This window comes from Streptomyces fumanus (genome assembly GCF_014655295.1).
Taxonomy (GTDB): domain Bacteria; phylum Actinomycetota; class Actinomycetes; order Streptomycetales; family Streptomycetaceae; genus Streptomyces; species Streptomyces fumanus.
Map to the genome: position 1 here is coordinate 1 of NZ_BNBI01000029.1, position 6279 is coordinate 6279.

The 6279-nt window shown below is 71.8% G+C and carries 9 protein-coding genes and 3 pseudogenes; 7 read left to right on the forward strand and 5 right to left on the reverse strand.

The features are described 5' to 3' along the window. Positions 1-256: pseudogene (locus IE316_RS36350) on the reverse strand (cbb3-type cytochrome c oxidase subunit I); the annotation flags it as partial. Here IE316_RS36350 and IE316_RS35045 point away from each other — a divergent pair. Both IE316_RS35045 and IE316_RS35050 read left to right on the forward strand, forming a co-directional pair. After that, positions 184-429 (forward strand): annotated as a pseudogene (locus tag IE316_RS35045) (sigma factor-like helix-turn-helix DNA-binding protein); the annotation flags it as partial. The pseudogenes IE316_RS36350 and IE316_RS35045 overlap by 73 nt on opposite strands. Further along, positions 422-1420 carry a CU044_5270 family protein gene (locus IE316_RS35050; RefSeq protein WP_190208618.1) on the forward strand — a complete coding sequence of 333 codons (999 nt, stop codon included), beginning with the start codon at positions 422-424 and terminating at the stop codon, positions 1418-1420. The pseudogene IE316_RS35045 and the gene IE316_RS35050, both read left to right, overlap by 8 nt. Positions 1421-1489: 69 nt before the next feature. On the opposite strand, the gene IE316_RS35055 is transcribed toward IE316_RS35050, so the two are convergent. Together IE316_RS35055 and IE316_RS35060 are read right to left on the reverse strand one after the other, a co-directional pair. Then, a complete protein-coding gene (locus IE316_RS35055) occupies positions 1490-1681 on the reverse strand; it encodes a DUF397 domain-containing protein (protein ID WP_190208619.1) in 192 nt (63 codons plus the stop codon). Continuing rightward, complete coding sequence (locus IE316_RS35060) at positions 1678-2571, reverse strand: helix-turn-helix domain-containing protein (protein WP_190208620.1); 894 nt, start codon at positions 2569-2571, stop codon at positions 1678-1680. The genes IE316_RS35055 and IE316_RS35060 overlap by 4 nt, the downstream gene beginning before the upstream one ends. A 319-nt stretch (positions 2572-2890) precedes the next feature. Here IE316_RS35060 and IE316_RS35065 point away from each other — a divergent pair, with 319 nt between their 5' ends. The 3 genes from IE316_RS35065 (at position 2891) to IE316_RS35075 (ending at position 4194) form a co-directional block, all read left to right on the forward strand. Then, positions 2891-3115, forward strand: coding sequence for a DUF397 domain-containing protein (locus IE316_RS35065; protein ID WP_190208621.1), 225 nt, complete (start codon positions 2891-2893; stop codon positions 3113-3115). An 82-nt stretch (positions 3116-3197) separates the two neighbouring features. Beyond that, complete coding sequence (locus IE316_RS35070) at positions 3198-3665, forward strand: hypothetical protein (protein WP_190208622.1); 468 nt, start codon at positions 3198-3200, stop codon at positions 3663-3665. A gap of 139 nt (positions 3666-3804) precedes the next feature. Continuing rightward, positions 3805-4194, forward strand: a complete 390-nt coding sequence (locus IE316_RS35075) for an ATP-binding protein (protein WP_229910711.1) — start codon at positions 3805-3807, stop codon at positions 4192-4194. Between the two features lie 42 nt (positions 4195-4236). Here IE316_RS35075 and IE316_RS35080 read toward each other — a convergent pair whose 3' ends face one another. Continuing rightward, positions 4237-4821 (reverse strand): TetR/AcrR family transcriptional regulator, encoded by a 585-nt coding sequence (locus IE316_RS35080; protein WP_190208624.1) that lies wholly within the window; start codon positions 4819-4821, stop codon positions 4237-4239. 175 nt (positions 4822-4996) lie between these two features. On the opposite strand from IE316_RS35080, the gene IE316_RS35085 reads away from it, so the two are divergent. Together IE316_RS35085 and IE316_RS35090 are read left to right on the forward strand one after the other, a co-directional pair. Further along, complete coding sequence (locus IE316_RS35085) at positions 4997-5557, forward strand: hypothetical protein (RefSeq protein WP_190208625.1); 561 nt, start codon at positions 4997-4999, stop codon at positions 5555-5557. 99 nt (positions 5558-5656) lie between these two features. Next, positions 5657-6070, forward strand: coding sequence for a hypothetical protein (locus IE316_RS35090; RefSeq protein ID WP_229910712.1), 414 nt, complete (start codon positions 5657-5659; stop codon positions 6068-6070). 75 nt (positions 6071-6145) lie between these two features. Here IE316_RS35090 and IE316_RS35095 read toward each other — a convergent pair. Next, positions 6146-6279, reverse strand: a pseudogene (locus IE316_RS35095) (2-oxoacid:ferredoxin oxidoreductase subunit beta); the annotation flags it as partial.

Sequence of the window (6279 nt, forward strand, 5' to 3'; positions counted from 1 at the left end):
GGAAGGCCAGCAGCACCAGCACACCGGTCAGCAGCACGTTCCAGGTGAAGATCGGCATCCGGAACATCGTCATGCCGGGCGCGCGCATGCAGATGATGGTGGTGATGAAGTTGACCGAGCCGAGGATCGTGCCGAAGCCGGAGAAGGCCAGACCCATGATCCACATGTCGCCGCCGATGCCCGGCGCCCGGCGCCTGGGTGCACGAGGCACTGACCCGGCTCTCCCCGGGCGACCAGGAGGTGCTGCGCCTGACGGCCTGGGAGGAACTGGGCGTCGACGAGGTCGCCGCCGCGCTCGGCTGCGGCAGCCGGGCCGCGGCGATGCGGCTGCACCGGGCCCGCCGCCGGCTGCGCGCCGAGATAGACCGCATGCGACCGGCTGCCGCCGCCGACGCGACCGTCCCGAAGGAACGACACTGCCATGGCTGACGAACTGGACCTCCTGCGCCTCGCCAACCCGGTGCCGCCCGACGGCCCCCGTTTCGGTGACGCCCCCCTGGACCACCGCGCCGAACAACACCTCGACCGACTGCTCACCGCCCCGCCCGCCGCCCGGGCTGCCGGCCCGCTCGGCGGTGGGCGGCGGCCGCGGCCCGCGCTGTGGGGACTGGCCGCCTCGGTCGTCGTCGCCGTGACCGCGCTGGCGTTGCTGCTGAGCGGCCCGAGTACGCCGCCCGCGGTCGCGGCGCCCCGCCCGCTCGCCGTCCAGGCCGGCTCTGTCGCGGTCTCGCTCGACCGGCTCGCCGACCGGGCCGCGCGGACCGCGGCGGACGGCGCGCCCGCCCTGCGCAAGGGCACTCATGTGCAGTCCTGGAGTCTGAACCTGTCCGACGACCGGCCGCCCATCACGCTCCCCCAGGAACGCATCGTGCGCTGGACCGCGGACGGCTCGCACACCGAACTGGTGGTGGCGACCGACCCGCGCCGTCCGGGCCGGCCGGTCCTCACCGACGAGGGCGGCGTCCCGCGTCCCGTCGACGACGGCCATGTCATCAGCCGGGAGTCCTCTCCACCGAGCTGGAGCGACGCTCCGCCCGAGGCGCCCCCGCCGCACGACGCGGGACGGCTGCGCGCCTATCTGGCGGAGATCGAGTACGTGACGACAACGCTCTCCACCACCGCGCTGCTGAATGCCGTGCGGGAGTTGCTGGACCACTGGACCCTCGGCGCCCGCGAGTCCGCGGCGCTGGCCCGGCTGCTGGCGGACACCGGGGAGCTGCGGCCCGTGGGCGAGGTGACGGACCGCCTCGGCCGGACCGGGCAGGCTTACGTGTACGAGCGGTCCGGCACCCGCCGCATGCTGATCATGGACCCGGTGACCGGAGCCGTCCTCGGCCTGGAGACCACCTTCACGGCGGCCGACCCGGAGTACGGCGTGCGGGCCGGCGACGTCATGGAATACAGCGCCTGGATGCGCTGAACGCGTCGGCCCGGGCACGAGAGGGCGTGCCGTCCGCACCTCCAGCGGACGGCACGCCCTCAAGTTCGTTCAGCGCTCCGACGCGAACCGTACGAATTGTCCCCAGCCTTCGCGGCCGACGGCGAAGGACGGGCGAGTCACGTCCTTGGTGTCGCGTACGTGGACGGCCTGCTCGGTGACGGCGACTTCCACGCAGTCGTCTCCCTGGGTGCCGCTGTAGCTGGACTTGAACCAGGCGAGTCCCGACGTACCGCTGCTCATAACTCTCCTCGCAGTCGCTCCAGCAGGTCCCGGGATTCCTTGGGGTTGAGGGCCTGCGAGCGCAGTGTGTCATAGCGTCGGCAGAGCAGACTCATCTCTTTCGCGTCGGAGATCAACCGTCCGTTCCGCTGCCCTTCGGAGTAGCCGAGCCGCCGCCCCTCCGAGGTCTCCAGGATTCGCACAGGTCCGTCCAGGCACCCGTGGAACTCCAACTCCACCGGCACTACTTGCAGCGTCACGTTGCGCTGCGCGGTCAGCTCCAGCATGTGGTCCAGCATGCTCGCTTGAACCTGCGCCCCACCCAGCCCGCGCCGGAGCACCGCCTCCTCCACGATGAAGCCGAACGGCACGGTCGGCCGCTCCCGCATCATCGCCTGCCGTTCCATTCGGGCCGACACCTGCGCCTCCGTCTGCTCGTCGGTCAGCAACGGGATGCTGTTGTCGAACACCGCCCGCGCATACGCCTCCGACTGCAACAACCCCGGAACCAACCGGCACTCATACGTGCACAGGCTCACCGCCTCCCGCTCCAACCGAGCCCAGCGCCGGAACCACGCCGCCAGCCCCGCCTCCCCCCGCGTCAGATGCCGCGCGGCCTTCCGCAGCGCACCCGTGTTGCCGAGCGCCTCCTCCGCGCGCTCCACGAACGCCTCGTCCGGCATCCGGCGCCCCAACTCCACCGACTCGACCGTGTGCTTCGAGTACTGGACCCTCGCACCGAGGTCGGCCCGGCTCAGCCCCGCGTGCTCACGCAGCGCCTGGACGACGGCCCCGAACGTCCGCAGGCTGTCCGACGGATGCGGCTCCCGCTCACACTCCCCCGCCGGTGCCGCCCGCTCATCGCCGGCGCTCCCATCCGCCACCTCCCCCTCGACCCCGACCACATCCATCCGCCGCCCCTTTCCTCGCTGCGCACCGCACCGCGACGGCTGTCTCTCCCGCCGCCCGCGTCCACCCCCAGCCTGACGGATCATCGGACGTACCGTCCACTCTTCGTGTCCGTACGCTGACTCAGCGTACGGGGTGCCACACTCGTCCCCGCCCCGGTCCGACCGCCACTCTGAGGTCACGGAGATCCGGGACAGGCCGTCCGTTTCCCTCGCTCACCTGCGGAAACGCCCAGACGGCACGTCCGCTCCGTGCACTCCCGCCCGCCACGGGCGGCGGCGGCCGGACCCGGCCGCGTCAGACGAGCTGGAAGGTGCAGTCATGCGGAACGGAACCCACCTGTACGCGCTCGACATCAGCGCGGCCTCGTTCACGAAGGCGTGCGGCGGCCCCTGCACCGAGGGGTGCGTGACCCTCGCGCGGATCGGCGAGGACGCCTGGGCGCTGGGCGACAGCAAGCGGCCGGACGCGGCGCCGCTGCGGTTCACCACGGAGGAGCTGGACGCCGCCGGTATCGACCCGGCCCGCTTCGGCCTCGGCGCCTGATCCTCCCCATCCCTCCCCTGTCGTCGGCCGGACCGGGCTCCTCCCCGCGTCCGGCCGACGCTCCGCCCTCCGGGAGCAGCACGTGCACCACCACGCCTACCTCTGGACCGGCCCGAAGGCACGCTTCGACGACGAGGCCCTGCGGCGGCCCCCGCACCCCGACCCGCCCCCGGCCGGGGGCAGACCGGAACTGACCGAGCGCTACCGCCTGGTGGCCGCGGAGTTCCGCACGTCGGACCTCCCGCCCCTGGAGACGTCGTACTGGCTCGTCAAGCCCCGCTCGCTGGTGCGGGGCACCTGGGAGGAGGCGAAGGAGGCGGCTGCCTGGCTGGGTGAACGGCTGGCCGAGTACGCTCCCCGGTTCGCCGCGGAGCACGACCGGGACACCGCGCGCCTGGCCCAACTGGTGGACGCCGCCGCCGAACGGCTGCACGCGGGCGGCGACGTGTCGTACGGTCACTACCTCGAACGCCCCTCGTACCTCGCGCTCGCCGTGGTGACGTGCTCCCCGAACCGCGCGGCCCCCGAACTGCCGTGCCCCTGCGCGTAGCAGGACGCTCGCGACGGCTCCGTACGCTCACTGAGCGTACGGGGTGCGGGTATCGCCCCCGCCTGTCGCCTCCCGCCACGCTGACGCCATGAACCAGGCAACACCTCACGTCGGCGCCCCTGTGGGCACCTTCACCCAGATGCTTCCGTCCACACGGCGCGGCGCCCGGCTCGCGCGGCTCCTCGCGGTGACCGAACTGCGTTCCTGGGACGTCTCGCAGGGCCTCACGGAGCGTGCCGAACTCGTCGTAGCGGAGCTGGCCGCCAACGCCGTCCTGCACGGGCGCGTACCGGGCCGCTGCTTCCTGCTCACGCTCGCCCTCGACCCGGCCGCCGGCCGCCTCCGCGTCGAAGTCAGCGACGCCCGCGGGGACCTGCGCCCGCTTTCCTCGGGCGCGGAAGCCGACCCGCTCAGCACGACCGGCCGCGGTCTGTCCCTCGTGGCCGCCCTCGCCGACCACTGGGACTGCGTGCCCTACCCGCCCAGCGGCAAGACGGTCCGGGCGGACCTGTCCGACCCCGGCGCCTGAGCACGCGCAGCAGTTCGGTTGGGCGGCAGGGCAACGCGGCCGTCAGGCGGCGCGGGCCTGGAGGATGCCTTCGACGCCCTGGAGGAACGTCTCGCAGACCAGTTCGGGGTCGGAGAGGCAGCCGGAGGCCATGGCACCGTCCCGCAGCATGACGAGGTGCCGGCCGGCCGGTCCGGCGGGTGCGGAACCGGTCTGGGCCAGCAACTCCGTGACCGTCTGCTGGAACCACTGCCGGTGAGCCAGGACCGCCTGGTGCACCGGGTGCTCCGGGTCGGGGTACTCGGCTGCCGCGTTGAGGAAGGCGCAGCCGCGGAAGCCCGGGGAGCGGATCCCCGCGGTGATGGCCCGGCACACGGCACGGACCTTGCCGGCCCCCGACTCCTCGGCCGCCTGGGCCGCCTCGACCTGCGCCCGGAGGTCCTGGTCGGCCTGCTTGAGGTAGGCGAGGACGAGGTCTTCCTTGCCCGTGAAGTGGCGGTACATCGTGGCGCGGGTGACCTGCGCCTCCGCCACGATCCGGTCGATGCCCACGGAGTGGATCCCCTCGGCGTAGAAGATCCGGGTCGCTGTGTTGAGCAGCCGCTCGCGCGCTTCCGACTTGCCGGCTTCTCTGGTCCTCTGGCTCATGCGTCCAGGTTATCGAAGGGGAAGAGAGAACGATCGGGCTCATCGGCCCGCCGACCCGGCTCCGTGAGCACCGGCCCGCCAGGCAATGAAGTAGAACGTTCGGTCTTGACAGCGGGTCGGCGCCCTTGTCAGTGTGTGCAACAGAACGTTCTTTCTCTCTCTGAAAGGGATCATCGTGAGCGTCATCGCTGCTCCGTCCGGCACCGCTGAGACGGCCTCCGCCCTGCGGCGGCTCTACTTCGTCCGGTTCGCGTTCGCCATCGTCTGGGCCCTGGTGATGTTCACGATGGCCGAGGAGATCACCCCGGCCGGGGCCGTGCTCCTGGTGCTGTACCCGCTGTTCGACGTGGGTGCGGCCGTCTACGACGCGAAGGTCTCGCGCAGTACGGGATCGCCCGCGCCGCTGTACGTGAACGTCGCGGTCAGCCTCGTCACGGCGATCGGCCTGGGCGTCGCCTGTGCGTCGGGTATCCCGGCCGTGCTGCGCGTGTGGGGTGCCTGGGCGGTCGTGGCCGGTCTGGTCCAGCTCATCGTGGCCGTCCCCCGCCGCAAGCTGGGCGGCCAGTGGCCGATGATCCTCAGCGGTGGCATCTCGGTGCTGGCCGGAGGGTCGTTCATCGCCTCGGCCGGTGCCGACGACCCCGCGCTGACCAGTGCCGTCGGCTATGCCGTCCCGGGCGGCATCTTCTTCCTCCTCTCGGCCCTGCGCCTGAAGCGCGCCGCCCAGAGGCGCTGAATCGGCCCGCCCGGAGGCATGGGCGCGTCTTGGGGTACCTGACGGGGAACGTGATGGAATGTCGTGGCCCGAACAACGGTCGCCGTGGAGGCTGAAGGCGTGGACGACGTGAACGCACCGGACAGCGGAATTCTCCTCTTCCGCAACACCATGCGCATCACCGAAGGGCATCTCGCCCCTTACCGGGAGGCCGTGGAGAAGGCCGTGCGGTTCGTGGAAGAGCACGGTCCCCAGGTCATGGTGGAGGTGTTCATCGACGAGCGGAAGCTGCTCGCGCACAGCTTCCAGATGTACCGGGACTCGGCTTCCGTCCGTGCGCACTGGAAGATGTCCGAGCCGTACATCCAGGAAGTGATGAAGCACTGCCGGGTGGAGCGCTTCGAGGTGTTCGGGGAGCCCGACGCCGATGTGGCGGCGGGTGTGCGGAAGTCGCTCGACGACGAGGTGTCGCCCTCGTTCGCGGCCCGCTTCACGGGATTCACGCGATTCGACGCCTTGCGGTCCGCACAGTAGCGGCCCGTTCTCCCGCCGGCCCCCGGCCGCGTGCGCAGGGCGCGGCCGGGGGCTCGTCCGTCGTGGTCCGCCCGGTCAGCCCACGACCGTCCAGGTGTCGCCGCCGGCCAGCAGTGCGGCGAGGTCGCCCTTGCCGTTCTGTTCGACGGCGGTGTCGAGTTGGTCGGCCATCTGTGTGTCGTAGACGGGCCGGTCCACGCAGCGCAGGA

Excerpts from the sequence above, each read along its gene's own strand:
- IE316_RS35065 (WP_190208621.1), top strand. The coding sequence starts at position 2,891 with ATGCGGAACGGAACCCACCTGTACGCGCTCGACATCAGCGCGGCCTCG.
- IE316_RS35060 (WP_190208620.1), bottom strand. The coding sequence starts at position 2,571 with ATGGATGTGGTCGGGGTCGAGGGGGAGGTGGCGGATGGGAGCGCCGGC.
- IE316_RS35050 (WP_190208618.1), top strand. The coding sequence starts at position 422 with ATGGCTGACGAACTGGACCTCCTGCGCCTCGCCAACCCGGTGCCGCCC.
- IE316_RS35055 (WP_190208619.1), bottom strand. The coding sequence starts at position 1,681 with ATGAGCAGCGGTACGTCGGGACTCGCCTGGTTCAAGTCCAGCTACAGC.
- IE316_RS35080 (WP_190208624.1), bottom strand. The coding sequence starts at position 4,821 with ATGAGCCAGAGGACCAGAGAAGCCGGCAAGTCGGAAGCGCGCGAGCGG.
- IE316_RS35075 (WP_229910711.1), top strand. The coding sequence starts at position 3,805 with ATGCTTCCGTCCACACGGCGCGGCGCCCGGCTCGCGCGGCTCCTCGCG.